The sequence below is a fragment of the Prochlorococcus marinus str. MIT 0912 genome (assembly GCF_027359595.1).
Taxonomy (GTDB): Bacteria; Cyanobacteriota; Cyanobacteriia; order PCC-6307; family Cyanobiaceae; genus Prochlorococcus_B; species Prochlorococcus_B marinus_C.
This window is the reverse complement of sequence record NZ_CP114783.1, coordinates 367,828-382,410: the sequence shown is the minus strand read 5'-3', so window position 1 is coordinate 382,410 and position 14,583 is coordinate 367,828. Positions and strand designations below refer to the sequence as shown.

The following is a 14,583-nucleotide window of genomic DNA, read 5'->3' as shown; positions in this document are numbered from 1 at the left end:
CAGAACATATGGGAAGAGAAACCCATTTAATGGCGATATTAAACATCACTGAAGATTCATTTAGTGATGGAGGACTATATATTGATTTACCTTCAGCAATTAATCATGCTTCATTTTGCATTAACCATGGAGCACATATTCTAGATATTGGAGCTCAAAGTACACGACCAGGTGCATCTGATGTTGGAGCCGAAATTGAGATAAAAAGATTGGTTCCTTTAATTAAAGAATTAAAATTATTACATCCCGAAATACCAATTTCTGTTGACACTTTTCATCATTCTGTCGCTGAAAAAGTATTAAATATAGGTGCTGATTTAGTTAATGATGTTAGCGGTGGCCGACATGATCCTGAAATTTTTAAGGTTATGGCTGATAAAGGTTCTCCTTATGTTTTGACTCATAGTCGTGGAAATAGTATCACAATGGATTCTCTGGCTAAATATGCAAACGTTGTTAATGATGTAAAAAAAGAATTATCGAATCAAATTGAATTAGCGCTATCTAATGGTTTAAACACAAAGCAAATTATTATTGATCCTGGAATAGGTTTTGCAAAAAATGTCGATCATAATTTAACTTTGCTGCAAAATTTAGAAGAATTTGTCTCAATGAACTTTCCTTTATTAATAGGAGCTTCTAGAAAAAGATTTATTGGATCAGTAATTAATGAATCTGATCCTTCTAAAAGAATATTTGGGATGGCTGCAATTGCTTCCAGATGTGTTTTAGCTGGAGTTGATATTTTAAGAGTTCATGATATTAAGGAGATTTCACAGGTTATAAATATGACAAAGTCAATTATTTAATATGAAATTAATCTTCTGTATTTACACCTTCGATTCTATCTTCTACTTCTTGATAAAGTTCCTTTAATTGTTCAATATTTTCTTCAGATGTTTCCCAATATCCTCTTCCATTAACTTCTAATAATGTCCCAACTATTCTTCTAAAACTATGAGGATTTAATTCCATTAATCTTTTTCTCATCTCTGGATCATTTATAAAAGTTTCATTTGATTCTTCATATACGAAATTATCAACTTGCCCGCTAGTTGCACTCCAACCTAATGTGTAATTAAGTCTATTAGATACCTCTCTTACCCCCTCATATCCTGACTTGAGCATTCCTTCATACCATTTTGGGTTAAGTAATTTTGTTCTAGAATCTAATCTAATAGTTTCACTTAATGATCTGACCTGAGCATTGGCTGTTGTTGTGTCTGCTATGTAACTGCTTGGTGCTTTACCATCATCTCTAAGGTTTTTAATTAAATTCGTTGGATCAGAATCAAAATAATGACTTACATCTGTTAAGGATATTTCTGAAGAGTCAAGATTTTGGAATGTAACATCAGCAGTTTTCATAACTGATTCAAAAACATCTCTGTTTTGATTCATCTCACCAGGATTATCTGCGTTGAAAGCATAAGTTTTTCTGGAAAGGTACATTTCTTGTAATTCATTTTCTTCTTCCCATGTTGAATTCTCAACTGCCAAATTGACATTTGAGCTATAACTTCCACTTGCATTTGAAAACACTCTGCTTGCTGATTCTCTAATACTTTTTCCTTCCTTTTCTGCCTGCTCCAAAGCATGTTTCCTTACAAAATTTTGATCAAGTGGTTCGTCGGCCTCAGCAGCCATTTTTACTGCTTGGTCAATTAATGCCATTTGATTAATAAACAAATCCCTAAATACACCAGAACAGTTAACAACAACGTCAATTCTTGGTCTTCCTAATTCCTCAAGTGAAAGTAGCTCTAATTTATTTACCCTTCCTACAGAGTCTGGTTTTGGTTTTACACCTACAAACCAGAGGATTTGAGCTAATGATTCACCGTAGGTTTTAATATTGTCAGTCCCCCAAAGTACGCAAGCTATGGTTTCAGGCCAGGTGCCTTGCTCTTCTTTTTGTCTTTCGATTAGCTTGTCAACTACACCTTTGGCTGAAGCTACAGCAGCTACGGTTGGTATCGATTGTGGATCTAAAGCATGAATATTCTTACCACTTGGTAAAACTCCGGGATTCCTTATTGGATCTCCACCAGGGCCAGGAATAACATAATCTCCATCTAGAGCTTTTAAAAGGCTCTCCATTTCTTTATCTGCACATATTTGCTCTAGGCAAAATCTCAAATAATCAAATAATTTATCTAGTGAACTTGCATTTACATTTTCAAAACCTGCTTTCTTAGCTGATGCTTGCCATGGTGATGGGATAGAGAAACCAATTCCTCTCAAGAACTCAACAATTAGAGTCCAAATATTCTTCTTCATATTTACTCTCCCATCTCTTCCAGTTAGAGACTTAACCATTGAACCGACTGCTTCTCTGGATGTTTCTGTAATTAATTTATTAAGTTCAACATCTTCTAATACTCCCTTGTTATTACCTTCATAGACATCATCAATTGTTTTACCTTTTGATTCAGCTAATAAACCTGGTAACGATCTAATTCCATCATCTTCTCTTTCTATGGATGCGATACTTACTAAAGTTGCAATAGCTTCTTCAGCAGTTGCTGGCTTTCCAATAGTGTGTAAGCCACAAGGTAATAGTCGACTTTCTATTTCCATTAATTGTTTATAAACATTTCCAACTACTAAATCCCTTTCATCTATATCTAATTCGGAGGCATCTTTCTCAGGTAGTTTTACATCTTCATCAAGATTACATTTTTTTGAAGTTTCAACTATTGCATTAACAATTTGAATACCTCTTCCACTTTCTCGTAGTTGTTGATAGGAACCAACTAACTCTCCAAGTTCTTTTAGACCTTTATATAGTCCAGCATTTTCAGCTGGGGGAGTTAGGTAACTTATTGTTGATGCATACCCTCTTCTTTTTGCTATTGTTGCTTCAGAAGGATTATTTGCTGCGTAATAATAAAGATTAGGCAGACCTCCAATTAATGAATCGGGATAACAGGTCTCACTCATACCCATTTGTTTGCCAGGCATGAATTCAAGTGATCCATGGGTTCCAAAATGTAGAACTGCGTCTGCCTTCCAAACCTTTTCTAGATAAGTGTAATAAGCTGCAAAGCCATGATGAGGACTAGCACTTCTGGAATAAAGCAATCTCATGGGATCGCCCTCGTATCCAAACGTTGGTTGTACTCCAACAAATACATTCCCAAATTCTTTACCATATATAAGAAGATTTTGTCCGTCACTATTTAAATTTCCTGGTGGCTTTCCCCAGTTCTCTTCGAGCCTCTCAGAATATGGAGTTAATTTTTCATATTCTTTTACACTCATTCGATGAGCTATTGATAGTTCTGGAGAACCTTGTAAGGCTTCTGGATCATTTATTAATGTCTCCATAAGTTCTTTTGGATTCTTAGGTAAATCTTTTATGTCATAACCTTTTTGCTTCATTTCTTCTAGAACACGATAAATAGAGCCAAAGACATCTAAGTAGGCAGCTGTTCCAACATTTCCTTTATCGGGTGGAAAGCTAAAAACAGTAATTGCTAATTTCTTCTGATCACGTTTTTTAATTCTTAGTGATGACCATCTAATTGCTCTTTCAGCTATAGCATCAACTCTGTCTTGGAGTGTATGAGCTTTGCCAGTGGCATCATCTCGACCAGATAAAACTATTGGTTCAATAGCACCATCTAATTCAGGAATAGCAATCTGAAGTGCAACTTGTACGGGATGAAGACCTAGATCACTTCCTTCCCATTCTTGGGTTGTTTGGAAAACCAGAGGCAGAGCAACCATGTAAGGTCTATTGAGTTTCTTTAAGGCCTCAACCGCTTTTGGGTGATCTTGCCTTGCAGGACCTCCAACAAGTGCAAAACCCGTGAGAGAAACAACGCCATCTACTATTGGTTTGTCAAGGTTTATTGGATCGTAATAAAATTCATTTACAGGCTTAGAAAAATCTAATCCACCACAAAATATAGGAATTACCGTTGCTCCCCTGTATTCCAGTTCTTGGATTACTGCGACATAGTGTGCATCATCTCCAGTAACAATATGACTTCTCTGAAGAACCAAACCAATTACAGGACCGTCTTTTGCTTTATTTGATAGATCATCCCTAGATGCTGTCCAATTAAGATATTCTTTTTTATCTTCAAACATATTTGGCGCTAAAGGATGCCAAATCCCTAAATCTGGAAAAACTTCTGGCTCTGCAACTTCAATTTTCTCTTCTTCTATTGTTAGTTCAGGAAAAACATATTTGTCTCCAAGCATTAGTAGGAAGTTTCTCAGATTATCTGGAGTTCCTCCCAACCAATATTGAAAACTAAGCATAAAACTACGAGCATCTTGAGCTTTATCTACCGGAAGATATTTAAGGATTGAGGGAAGAGTATTTAAAAGCTTCAACATTGAATCTTGAAAACCAGCACCGCCTGCTTCTTTCCTTTTCTTCATGAAATCGCCAATTATGCTTTTACTTTGTCCTAACTGGGCCATAGAGAAAGTTCCCAATTTGTTCAATCTCATCACCTCTGGCATAGATGGAAATACCACTGCCGCTTTAAGATTTTCCTTATGAGGTTCTACTGCTTCAACGACTTTTTGCGCCAAATCTTCGATAAAAATCAATGAAGCAACGAATAAATCAGCATTTTCTACATCTTTTTTAAAGCTTTCATAGTTTGCTGTATCTCTAAGTTCTTCGATTAAATATCCATTTAACTCAATTCCGATAGGACCATTTTGAGAATTTAGTGAGTTTGCCGCCTGAGTAAGAGCATTTTGATATTGAGGCTCTAGAACCACATAAACAGCCTTCATCACTGCTTTATGCTTGTGATTCTCGACAGGTGAAACTCTGCGATTGGCTGAGCGAACCTGTGTAAACATCTTTTCTTCTATCGGAATTCGACCAAGCCTAGTGTTCAGTGGCCCTTTAGTGTGTTATTTAGTTAATGCCTGTTACAAGGAATATCAAATATGATTGTAAAAAAAAAAACCAATGAGTTCTTCTAATCAATCAATACCTGTTTTAGTCGCAGGCGCATTAGGGAGAATGGGATCTGAGGTTATTAAAGCAATTAATTCATCTAATGATTATCAACTTGTTGGAGCAATTGATACTGAGAAGGAAAAAGAAGGTCAAGACATAGGTTTATTATTAGGTTTAGGGCCACTAGAGGTATATCTTTCAAGCGATTTCGAAGGAACTATATGCGCTGCAAGTCAAAATTTCAACCAAAATGGAACAAATAATGGTGCTGTTTTAGTTGATTTTACTCATCCAAATGTTGCTTACAAACATACACGTACATCAATCGCATACGGAGTTCATCCTGTAATTGGTACTACAGGAATAACTTCAGATCAATTAGAAGATCTTTCCAAATTTGCTGAAAAGGCTTCTCTTGGTTCAGCAATTATTCCAAACTTTTCAGTAGGTATGGTTTTACTGCAACAAGCCGCTGCTGCGGCAGCTCGTTTTTATGAGTTCGCTGAATTAACTGAAATGCATCACAACAAAAAAGCTGATGCCCCAAGTGGAACGTGTATAAAAACAGCTGAAATAATAGAGGAACAGCGCGCAGCCTTTAATAAATCTCTAGTCCATGAAGAAGAATCTATAGAAGGTTCTCGTGGTGGATCTCGTCCTAGTGGTTTAAAGCTTCATTCGGTAAGATTGCCCGGACTTGTTGCTCAACAACAAGTCATGTTTGGTTCAAATGGCGAGACCTATGAGTTAACCCATAACACTATTGATCGTTCAGCTTATATGCCTGGAGTTTTATTAGTGGTAAAAAAAATTAGATCCCTCAATCAATTGGTTTATGGACTTGAGAAAATCCTATAGTAATTAATACAAATGTTATTACCAATCAAGCCAAATGATATAAATAAATTGATTCCTTCAGTAGCGACTGGGAAGCAATTTAATTCAGCGTTGGGTAATCCTCAGAAGGTTTTTCAACGGGTATTGATTTCAACCATTGGAGGGGTCATTACATTGCTCATCAGCCAAAGTCAAGTAACAAGTCAGTTTTACTCTTTATGGTTGGTATTAGGTGTAGTTTTCCTTTTATATATCTTATGGGGACCAATTCTTGAAGCTAGTAGAAAAAATTCTAAATTTAAAAGTTTCTCTTTCTCAGCCTTAGTTGATGGATATATATCTGATGTTTATATAGAAGATAGAGTAGAAAATCAACAGGAACAAGCAAATAAAGATGGAAGATTAGAGGTGTTAGAGAAAAAAAGAACTTGGGTCGTTTTGGATATAGAAGACGAAGACGGATTTATAGGGAATATATCTTTTCCATTACAAAATAAGTTCAATGTTCTAACAAAAGGAATGAGGATTAACTGTGTTGTTTTTAGTAATAGGAGAGATTTTGATAGGATTCAGGCTATAAGTGATGCTTGGTGTCCAGAAATAAATTTATGGGTTGGATCTTATCCATTTCTTCTTCGCCCTGCATTTGAAGAATTTGTTAATATGAGAATTTTGAACTAAATAATTTTTTTTAAAATGATATAATAGCTACTATGAATATAGCAATTATTGGCTCTGGATTAACTGGATCATTAGCAGCAATATCATTAGCAAAAGCTGGTTTTAGAGTTGATCTATATGAAAGATTATCTGACGAAGATCTAATCAATAGAGATCGAACATATGCTATCACTCATTCGTCTAGGAAGATATTAGAAAAACTTGGTATATGGTCTACTTTAGTATCTAATTTGGTTCCATTTCAATATTTAAATGTAATAGATTATGAATTAAATAAAAAGTTTCAATTTATAGTTAATGATTTACATTTATTAGATCAAAAATATTCGGCAGTAGGTTGGATAGCTGAGCATAAAAATATAATGATTTCCATTTTGGAATTCATTTCAGATAATGAAAATATCAATAAAATTCCTACTTCTGTTATACCCAATACAAATAATTATGACATTATCATTGCTGCGGATGGATCCAATTCAAATACAAAGAAGAAACTTAAAACTCCCTCATTCAATTTTAAATATGACCAAATGTGTATAACCGCTAAGGTATTATTAAGAGGTATTAAATCAAACGAAGCTTTTGAAATTTTAAACTCAGAGGGCCCATTTGCTGTATTACCTCTAGGTGGAGATTTGTTTCAAATTATTTGTAGTCAATCTATTTTAAAAGGTAATTATAATATTAGCTTGCCAAAGTCATTGTTTTTAGATTATTTATCTACAATTCTTCCAAATGGTATTGAACCCGATACTATAATCGATTCTCCTGTTTCTTTCCCCATAAATTTTGTATTCAATTATTCATTTTTTTCTGGAAAATATATTTATTTAGGCGAAACGGCACACAAATTGCATCCTGTCGGTGGGCAAGGGTTAAATCTATGTTGGAGAGATGTTGATAGTCTTACAAAATTAATGTCAATACCAATTCTTAAAAATAATCATTCTATTATTCCTCTTATATATTCATTTTCTAGATTACTTGATGTTTTATTAATATCTATATTAACTGACTCTTTAGTAAGATATTCTAGAAGTAATTATAATATTTTTTTATTACCTAGAAAATTTATTTTCTTTGTTCTAAAAAAATCATCCATTATTAGAAAATTTATTCTAAATTTAATGACTAATGGAATTTAGCTTGTATTATATTTAATAATGACTATTACAAAAAATTCAATTAATCCAGCTTCCGATGAATTATGCAACTTTATTATTCACAAACTTAAAATAAGTGAGCGAGCGTTAGAATTAGGAGTTAAAAGATGTACCTATGAAAATTCTCCATTACCTATTGTCATGTGGAGTTATGGTTTAATAACTCTTTCTCAACTAAATACAATACTTTTGTGGCTAAAAGATAATTAATACTTTATCAGACTTTCTACAAGCAAATTAGTATCTAATCTTTTTCTCCCCTGAAGTTCAGTAAGCTCTACTAAGAAAGCATATCCAATTAAATTTCCGCCTGCCTCTCTGATCAAATCGCCTGCAGCAGAAGCCGTTCCTCCTGTTGCAAGCAAGTCATCTATTATTATTATTTTACTATTTTTTTCAATTGAATTCTGCTGTATCTCTAATCTGTCTTCACCATATTCAAGCTTATAATTAACACCAACAACATTTCCTGGTAATTTATTAGGCTTTCTAATAGGTATAAAACCAACATCTAGTTTAAATGCCAGAGCAGAAGCAGAAATAAATCCCCTGGATTCTATCCCAGCTATGTAATCTGGTTTTATATTGGATATTAGCTTTTGTAGCGGAATCATTAATTCATTCCATATCATAGGCTCTTTATATATTGGGTTGATGTCTTTGAAGACTATTCCTTCTTTTGGAAAGTCTTTTATTTCATTTATATATTTTTTTAAGTGTTCCATTCTTTACAAATATTGGTGTGCGGTTTTATAAAACCAACAATAAAACTAGCTAATCTTCCATACCCTGTCATTATTTAAAATATGAAAGAATCCAACTTAGTTGCTACGCAGAATGAAAATGTCAATATGAGCTCAAAATATCAACTCTCAACTTCCGACAAATCTTTTGCTAATTGCCAAATCGCTTCTGATACCCCTAGGAAACTTGACTTTTTGATATTAGTTATTGAAACTCTTCAAATCAACGCAACCGATTCCTTATTATTGAAGGCTAAAGATATTGGTTTATCAGATGATTTCTCTAGTAGAGTCCAATTTTGGAAAATGAGATGTACAAATCCTCTGAGGAATACTCATACGTTTGAAACTCTAACTTCTAAGCAGATCGATTCACTCGTTGATCTTATTTCTTGCATGGCAGAAAATCTCTATCCACTTATTCGGCAATTACTTTCGTCAAAAGAATCAAAGACACTTAATCAAGAACGCTGGTATTTATTTACTACACGTCTTAAGTCACTTATTCGTGAGAGGATGAATATTAAACGTAGTTATATTTCTTCTTTATTAATTGAAGATAGTCATGAGCTTTTTAGAGAATTATTAGTCATACTCTCTCTATCCTGTGGAAAAGCCGGAGCTAATCGTTTAAAGGCATCTTTATATCACCAGCAATAGTATTTATATATGATTAATTTAACTTATAGATTTGATCAAAACTCCTCTTCCCTTGAACTTGCAGGGATGCCAGATGTTTCAAATGGAGACTCAGAAGATACTATTGGTATTTTATTTTCTTGGTCATTAAAAATAATTGGGTCACCCCTATTGGAGGGAGAGAAGGAACACCTTGATAATTTAATGCAAGTAATATTTCAATATTCAAGATCATATGTTTCTGGTATCCGAAACACATTTATATCTAATAAAAAAATTGTGACAATGTCACCTTTTGGTATTAATCATAAATTATTACTAAATAGTACAAGGACGGGTGTTAAGCCTTTAGAAATTATTTTAGATGACTCTGAATTATCTGACTTGACAAGATGTCTTGATCTTTTAAGGTTTGATCCTAGATTTAATATTAGTTGGGATATCAATCAAGAATGTCCTTTCAGTAAGAAATTTATACTTAATAGTGTTTCAAAGTCCAAGAAGAATTATAATTTCTTTTATGCATTTATTATATTTTTATTTACAAGTACGCTATTACTCTTTATTCCAACAAATAATAAAATTGACTTTAGAGAGCCCACTAATTCCATTCAAAACTCATTGGATCAAAAAGAATTTTAAATGAATCCTGGAATTAATTATTTATAAAATATAGATATATAAAATTGAGCGATAAGTATTCTTTATTTTATTGCTAATTTAATTTTGTAAATAATTCGATAATAAAGTAAAATAATTAATTAACAATAAGAATTTTACTTTTGATGAAGCTTTCAAGTAATGATAGAGAAAAAATAGATATTAATGATGATTATATTTTTTATAAAAATCCTAGATATGTTAATCACCTAAGCAATTCATTTAGAAAACGACTTACAGGCTTATATTCTGAGTATCTACTAAATCATTACGTAATTCTTGATTTAATGAGTAGTTGGATTAGCCATTTACCTGATGATATGAGATATAAAAAGGTTATTGGTCATGGAATGAACGTAGATGAGTTATCTTCAAATAAAAGGCTTAATAGTTACTGGGTCCAAAATTTAAATATTAAGCAAAATATGCCAATAGAAGATTCTTCTATTGACATAGGATTAATAGTTGCCGGATGGCAATATCTTCAATATCCTGAAAAAGTTTCATTAGAACTATCAAGGATTATCAAATCTGATTCATTCTTGATAATTTCATTCACTAATCGAGCATTTTGGACCAAAGCTCCAAATATCTGGACTTATTCGTCAGAGGCTAAAAGGATTGAATACGTATGTAGTGTTCTCTCTTCTAATGGATGGAGAATTGAAAAAATATTTAATGAAAAAACATATGAAGAAAAGCTTTTTGGTTTTTACTCGTCCGAAAGTGACCCATTCTATTCTGTTATTGCAAGAAACAATAAGTCTAATAACTGAACTAGTTTTTATTGATAGGTATATTTAGTATTAATTCACAATATAATTTCTTTATGTCTTATTCTCTAGTTAAATTTAGTTCTGAGGATTGTGGCACCTGTCACAGAATGAGCTTCTTTGATTCAAAAGTTGCGAACGAATTAGGGATTGAATTTATTAATGTAAAACTACAAGATACTGTTGTATATAGAAAATATAGGCCAATATTGCTAAAACAATATCCAACAAAAGAAGGTATGGGTTGGCCTACTTATCTATTAGTTGATGATCCTGATGGAGAATTTAAAATTATTGGTGAGTTAAAAGGAGGAATTGCGAAGGGTGATTTTAGAGAAAGACTTACAAAACTAATACCTAATTGATCCTTTTATTAATTTACTGGTTGCATCAATCCACCACTTCCTGAGTCAGAATCATCATCATCGTTTCCAGTGTCGACAGTTAAAAGTGTATATATACCAAGAGCTAAAAGACTAATCATGCTACTGAAAATACTTAGCCCATATTGGTTATTACTAATTTCTATTACTTCTCCCAAGGTAAAAATACTCAATTTTCGGAGACTATAGCAATTATTTTCTTTAAAAGTGTTTTGTTGAACCAATTGAAAGATTGACACCCATTACTTTTAGCGATGATTTATTTCTGAATTCATTAACTTTAACCAATCAGTTAGTTGATCTAGAAGTTTATCGCTATCCAATATGCCAAGACCTCGAATTATCACAGTGGAGAACCGATCCCCTTTTTTATAGATAAATCTCCCATGAAGATGGTTTGCTAAACCTTTTCTTAGTAACCTAAAAGCTGGCTCATCCATCATTGTTTCAAGCTCAACATTAGGCTTAGATAATTTAATTCTCGAGAATCCACACTTTTTAGCGATAATTTTTAATTTCATTACTTCTATTAATGATTCAACTGCCTTTGGTAATGTTCCATACCTGTCAACTAAGTTGCTAGCAAATTGAACCAACTCATCATTGTTTTGACATTGTGTCGCTAATCTATAAGCATTTATTTTTTCATCTGGATCAGTTATCCAATCTCCAGGTATAAAAGCTGTAACAGGTAAATCAATTTGAGTATCGTCAACCGAAGGTATTTCTTGTCCTTGAATTTCAGCAATAGTTTCCTGCAATAATTCCATATACAAATCAAATCCAATTGTTTCCATTTGTCCGCTTTGTTCAATACCTAAAATATTTCCAACGCCTCTAATTTCCATATCCCTCATGGCTAATTGATAACCACTACCCAAATCACTAAATTCTTTTATGGCCTTTAATCGTTGTTTAGACGTCTCATTTAATTTCTCTTCGCTTGGATAAAACAACCATGCGTGTGCCTGAACTCCACTACGCCCTACTCTGCCTCTCAATTGATAAAGTTGAGATAACCCAAATTTGTGAGAATCTTCAATTAAAATGGTATTTACTCTTGGAATATCTAATCCACTTTCGACAATTGTTGTACAGAGTAATATATCTGCTTCGCCAGCATTAAATGCCAACATTGCATTCTCTAATGCTCCTTCCTCCATTTGCCCGTGTGCTATCAATAATTTGACATTTGGTATCATTACTTTTAATTTATCAGCTACATATTCTATACCCTTAATTCGCGGAACAATATAAAATATTTGACCACCTCTGTCGATCTCCTGTGAAATAGCACTTCTTATAATCTCATTATCCAGTGGTGCTAAATGAGTTTTAATTGGTCTACGTAAAGGAGGAGGTGTCGTTATTAAACTCATTTCACGAACACCAGAAAGACTCATATAGAGTGTTCGTGGTATAGGAGTTGCAGATAAAGTTAATACATCTACACTTTTTTTTAACTCCTTTATTTTTTCCTTTTGATTAACTCCAAAACGTTGTTCTTCATCAATAACTAGAAGTCCCAAGTCTTTATAAATTAATTTTTTGTTCAAGAGCTGATGAGTACCAACAACAGCATCAATTTGTCCATCTTTAAGTCCACTTACAATTTGTTTTCTTTCACTAGTAGTTTTAAATCTATTAAGTAATGATACTTTTATTGGGTAAGGGGCGAATCTATCAGAAATTGTTCTCCAATGTTGTTGCGATAATACTGTTGTTGGAGCTAATAATGCTATTTGTTTCCCTGAGGTTATTGCTTTAAATATTGCTCTAATTGCAACTTCTGTTTTGCCAAATCCAACATCACCACAAACTAATCTATCCATAGGCTTATCACTTTCCATATCTGATTTAACTTGAATTGTAGCTTTTGCCTGATCTGGTGTTAATTGGTATGGAAATGAATCCTCTAACTCGCTTTGCCAAGGCCCATCGTTTGGAAACTTATAACCTTTTTCTTTACTTCTTTCAGCATATAACTTAATTAAATCAATAGCAATTTTTTTAACAGATTTCTTCGCTTTTTCTTTTATTTTATTCCAATTTGCTCCACCTAGTTTACTAATAGTAGGAGTCTTAGAATTAGAACTTCTGTATCTACCTAAACTACCAAGTTGATCAGCAGCAACACTTAGTTTTCCATCCATATATTTGATTACAAGGTAATCTCTTGACTCGCCATTTATATTTAATTTTTGAATATTTTGAAACAACCCTATACCATGATTACGATGAACAACATAGTCGCCAGGTTTCATTTTATTCGGATCTATTTTTTTACTTTGAGATTGCTTTCTTCTTCTTATATAACCAGTATTAGAAATATTATGTTGACCAAAGAATTCCTTATCGGTTATTAGTGCAATCTTCCATGCTGGAAGACAAAATCCTTCGATTTCACCTTCATTATTATTTTTAATTGAAACTGGAATATTATCATCTAAAAGACTTTTTATAGAGTTAAAGTCACTATTATTAGGTATAAACTTTGAAATACATTCATGTTCTTCTAAGAGAGAAACTACACGACTAGGTTGCGCTGAAACTATCCAGATAGAATATTTTTGTATAATATAATCTTTTAATGATAAACTAATTTTTCCATATTGATTTGGGAGCCATTTATGACTTTTACTTGAAATATTAAAAACATTTTCTTTAGAGTTTGTGTCTTCTAGATCGCATATATCTATCCCTTTATAATTATCCAATGTTTTAAATATATCATTAATATTTATATGAAGATTAGGCTTGAATATTTTTCTTAATAAGTTGCTTTCTTTAGAATTATTAATTAATTCTATAAAATTTTCGTTAACGATGTTGAACCAAGCCTTTCCATGAGATAAACTTTGCAACCTTTCATCTACTACTATAAATGTATTACTATCCAAGTAATTTAATAATGATGAAGGCTTGTCGAAAGCAACTCCTAGATATTTTCTTGCAGATGATAATGTATCGGAATTAACCAACTCTGAGTATTCCTCATCTGAAAATAATATTGAAATATCTTTATCATTAATTGATTTAAGCTTATTAATTATTAGTGGATCAAAACCAGTAGGAGTAATACATACTTTATCAATTTTATCCAAAGATCTTTGGGATATTGGATCAAATTCTTTAATCTTTTCTAAATGATCACCAAATAACTCCAATCTAATTGGTAATTCACTGCTAACTGGATAAATATCAATTATGTCACCACGTCGTGTCCATGTTCCTTCTTGATCTATATTGTTTGATTTCTTGTATCCACATTCACTTAATTTGAATGATAATTGACTTAAGTTAACTTCCTCACCAACGGACAATTTGATACACTTTGATTTAAGATATTCAAATGGAGGTAAATGTGGTTGTAATGATCTTTCCGTAGCAATAATTGCGATATTCTCATCATCTTTTAATTCCAATATATCGCTGAGTACTTGTAATTGTCCCCATACGATCTCTGAGGTTACTTGTGTAGAATCATAGGGTGAGACTTCGCTCGTAGGATATAAACATGTTTTAGACCATCCGCAATCTTTTACAAGTGGAAACCACCTTGTTGCATCCTCTAATGTTGGTACAATTACTAATAATTTTTTAGATTCATTTTTAGCAAGAGATGTTGTGATTAATGCTTTTGCTGTTCGGGAAGCTCCAGTTAATATTAATCTTTCATCTCTATATGTTCTTCCAATCAACTCATTTGTTAACTGATGATTTTCTAAATTCTTTGCAATTGATTCTAATGACACTACTCTTTTTACTTAA

Annotated in this window: 13 protein-coding genes; 9 read left to right on the top strand and 4 right to left on the bottom strand. The window is 32.7% G+C overall.

All coding sequences use genetic code 11. The annotated features are described in order from the left end of the window. Positions 1-8 precede the first annotated feature (8 nt). Complete coding sequence (folP, locus tag O5640_RS01995) at positions 9-809, top strand: dihydropteroate synthase (protein WP_332299691.1); 801 nt, start codon at positions 9-11, stop codon at positions 807-809. 7 nt (positions 810-816) lie between these two features. Here the strand turns inward: folP and O5640_RS01990 are convergent, their stop codons facing one another. Beyond that, the gene (locus tag O5640_RS01990) at positions 817-4,830 is read right to left on the bottom strand and encodes a magnesium chelatase subunit H (RefSeq protein ID WP_269612933.1); all 4,014 of its coding nucleotides are present in this window, start codon (positions 4,828-4,830) and stop codon (positions 817-819) included. A gap of 112 nt (positions 4,831-4,942) precedes the next feature. Here O5640_RS01990 and dapB point away from each other — a divergent pair, with 112 nt between their 5' ends. The 4 genes from dapB to O5640_RS01970 are packed head-to-tail and all read left to right on the top strand — an operon-like array spanning position 4,943 to position 7,824. Continuing rightward, positions 4,943-5,791 carry a 4-hydroxy-tetrahydrodipicolinate reductase gene (dapB, locus tag O5640_RS01985; RefSeq protein WP_269612932.1) on the top strand — a complete coding sequence of 283 codons (849 nt, stop codon included), beginning with the start codon at positions 4,943-4,945 and terminating at the stop codon, positions 5,789-5,791. Between the two features lie 12 nt (positions 5,792-5,803). Further along, positions 5,804-6,451: a hypothetical protein gene (locus O5640_RS01980; protein ID WP_269612931.1), complete on the top strand. Its 648-nt coding sequence runs from the start codon at positions 5,804-5,806 to the stop codon at positions 6,449-6,451. A 32-nt stretch (positions 6,452-6,483) separates the two neighbouring features. Beyond that, positions 6,484-7,596: an FAD-dependent monooxygenase gene (locus tag O5640_RS01975; RefSeq protein ID WP_269612930.1), complete on the top strand. Its 1,113-nt coding sequence runs from the start codon at positions 6,484-6,486 to the stop codon at positions 7,594-7,596. An 18-nt stretch (positions 7,597-7,614) separates the two neighbouring features. Next, positions 7,615-7,824: a DUF2949 domain-containing protein gene (locus O5640_RS01970; RefSeq protein WP_269612928.1), complete on the top strand. Its 210-nt coding sequence runs from the start codon at positions 7,615-7,617 to the stop codon at positions 7,822-7,824. Here O5640_RS01970 and O5640_RS01965 read toward each other — a convergent pair. Beyond that, complete coding sequence (locus O5640_RS01965) at positions 7,821-8,339, bottom strand: adenine phosphoribosyltransferase (protein WP_269612926.1); 519 nt, start codon at positions 8,337-8,339, stop codon at positions 7,821-7,823. The two genes, O5640_RS01970 and O5640_RS01965, sit on opposite strands and share 4 nt — an antisense overlap. A gap of 81 nt (positions 8,340-8,420) precedes the next feature. Between O5640_RS01965 and O5640_RS01960 the strand changes: the two genes are divergently transcribed. From O5640_RS01960 to O5640_RS01945, 4 genes are all read left to right on the top strand, one after another. Continuing rightward, the gene (locus O5640_RS01960; protein WP_269612924.1) at positions 8,421-9,017 is read left to right on the top strand and encodes a DUF3038 domain-containing protein; all 597 of its coding nucleotides are present in this window, start codon (positions 8,421-8,423) and stop codon (positions 9,015-9,017) included. 9 nt (positions 9,018-9,026) lie between these two features. Beyond that, positions 9,027-9,638 carry a DUF4335 domain-containing protein gene (locus O5640_RS01955; protein WP_269612922.1) on the top strand — a complete coding sequence of 204 codons (612 nt, stop codon included), beginning with the start codon at positions 9,027-9,029 and terminating at the stop codon, positions 9,636-9,638. 143 nt (positions 9,639-9,781) lie between these two features. Then, positions 9,782-10,432, top strand: coding sequence for an SAM-dependent methyltransferase (locus tag O5640_RS01950; protein WP_269612921.1), 651 nt, complete (start codon positions 9,782-9,784; stop codon positions 10,430-10,432). Positions 10,433-10,485: 53 nt separating this feature from the next. Then, entirely contained in the window at positions 10,486-10,794 is a 309-nt protein-coding gene (locus tag O5640_RS01945; RefSeq protein WP_269612919.1) for a TlpA family protein disulfide reductase, read from the top strand. Between the two features lie 8 nt (positions 10,795-10,802). On the opposite strand, the gene O5640_RS01940 is transcribed toward O5640_RS01945, so the two are convergent. Together O5640_RS01940 and mfd are read right to left on the bottom strand one after the other, a co-directional pair. After that, positions 10,803-11,036, bottom strand: coding sequence for a hypothetical protein (locus tag O5640_RS01940; RefSeq protein ID WP_269613865.1), 234 nt, complete (start codon positions 11,034-11,036; stop codon positions 10,803-10,805). 24 nt (positions 11,037-11,060) lie between these two features. Beyond that, complete coding sequence (gene mfd, locus O5640_RS01935; RefSeq protein WP_269612918.1) at positions 11,061-14,567, bottom strand: transcription-repair coupling factor; 3,507 nt, start codon at positions 14,565-14,567, stop codon at positions 11,061-11,063. Positions 14,568-14,583 lie beyond the last annotated feature (16 nt).

Excerpts from the sequence above, each read along its gene's own strand:
- folP (WP_332299691.1), top strand. The coding sequence starts at position 9 with ATGGGAAGAGAAACCCATTTAATGGCGATATTAAACATCACTGAAGAT.
- O5640_RS01990 (WP_269612933.1), bottom strand. The coding sequence starts at position 4,830 with ATGTTTACACAGGTTCGCTCAGCCAATCGCAGAGTTTCACCTGTCGAG.
- dapB (WP_269612932.1), top strand. The coding sequence starts at position 4,943 with ATGAGTTCTTCTAATCAATCAATACCTGTTTTAGTCGCAGGCGCATTA.
- O5640_RS01980 (WP_269612931.1), top strand. The coding sequence starts at position 5,804 with ATGTTATTACCAATCAAGCCAAATGATATAAATAAATTGATTCCTTCA.
- O5640_RS01975 (WP_269612930.1), top strand. The coding sequence starts at position 6,484 with ATGAATATAGCAATTATTGGCTCTGGATTAACTGGATCATTAGCAGCA.
- O5640_RS01970 (WP_269612928.1), top strand. The coding sequence starts at position 7,615 with ATGACTATTACAAAAAATTCAATTAATCCAGCTTCCGATGAATTATGC.
- O5640_RS01965 (WP_269612926.1), bottom strand. The coding sequence starts at position 8,339 with ATGGAACACTTAAAAAAATATATAAATGAAATAAAAGACTTTCCAAAA.
- O5640_RS01960 (WP_269612924.1), top strand. The coding sequence starts at position 8,421 with ATGAAAGAATCCAACTTAGTTGCTACGCAGAATGAAAATGTCAATATG.
- O5640_RS01955 (WP_269612922.1), top strand. The coding sequence starts at position 9,027 with ATGATTAATTTAACTTATAGATTTGATCAAAACTCCTCTTCCCTTGAA.
- O5640_RS01950 (WP_269612921.1), top strand. The coding sequence starts at position 9,782 with ATGAAGCTTTCAAGTAATGATAGAGAAAAAATAGATATTAATGATGAT.
- O5640_RS01945 (WP_269612919.1), top strand. The coding sequence starts at position 10,486 with ATGTCTTATTCTCTAGTTAAATTTAGTTCTGAGGATTGTGGCACCTGT.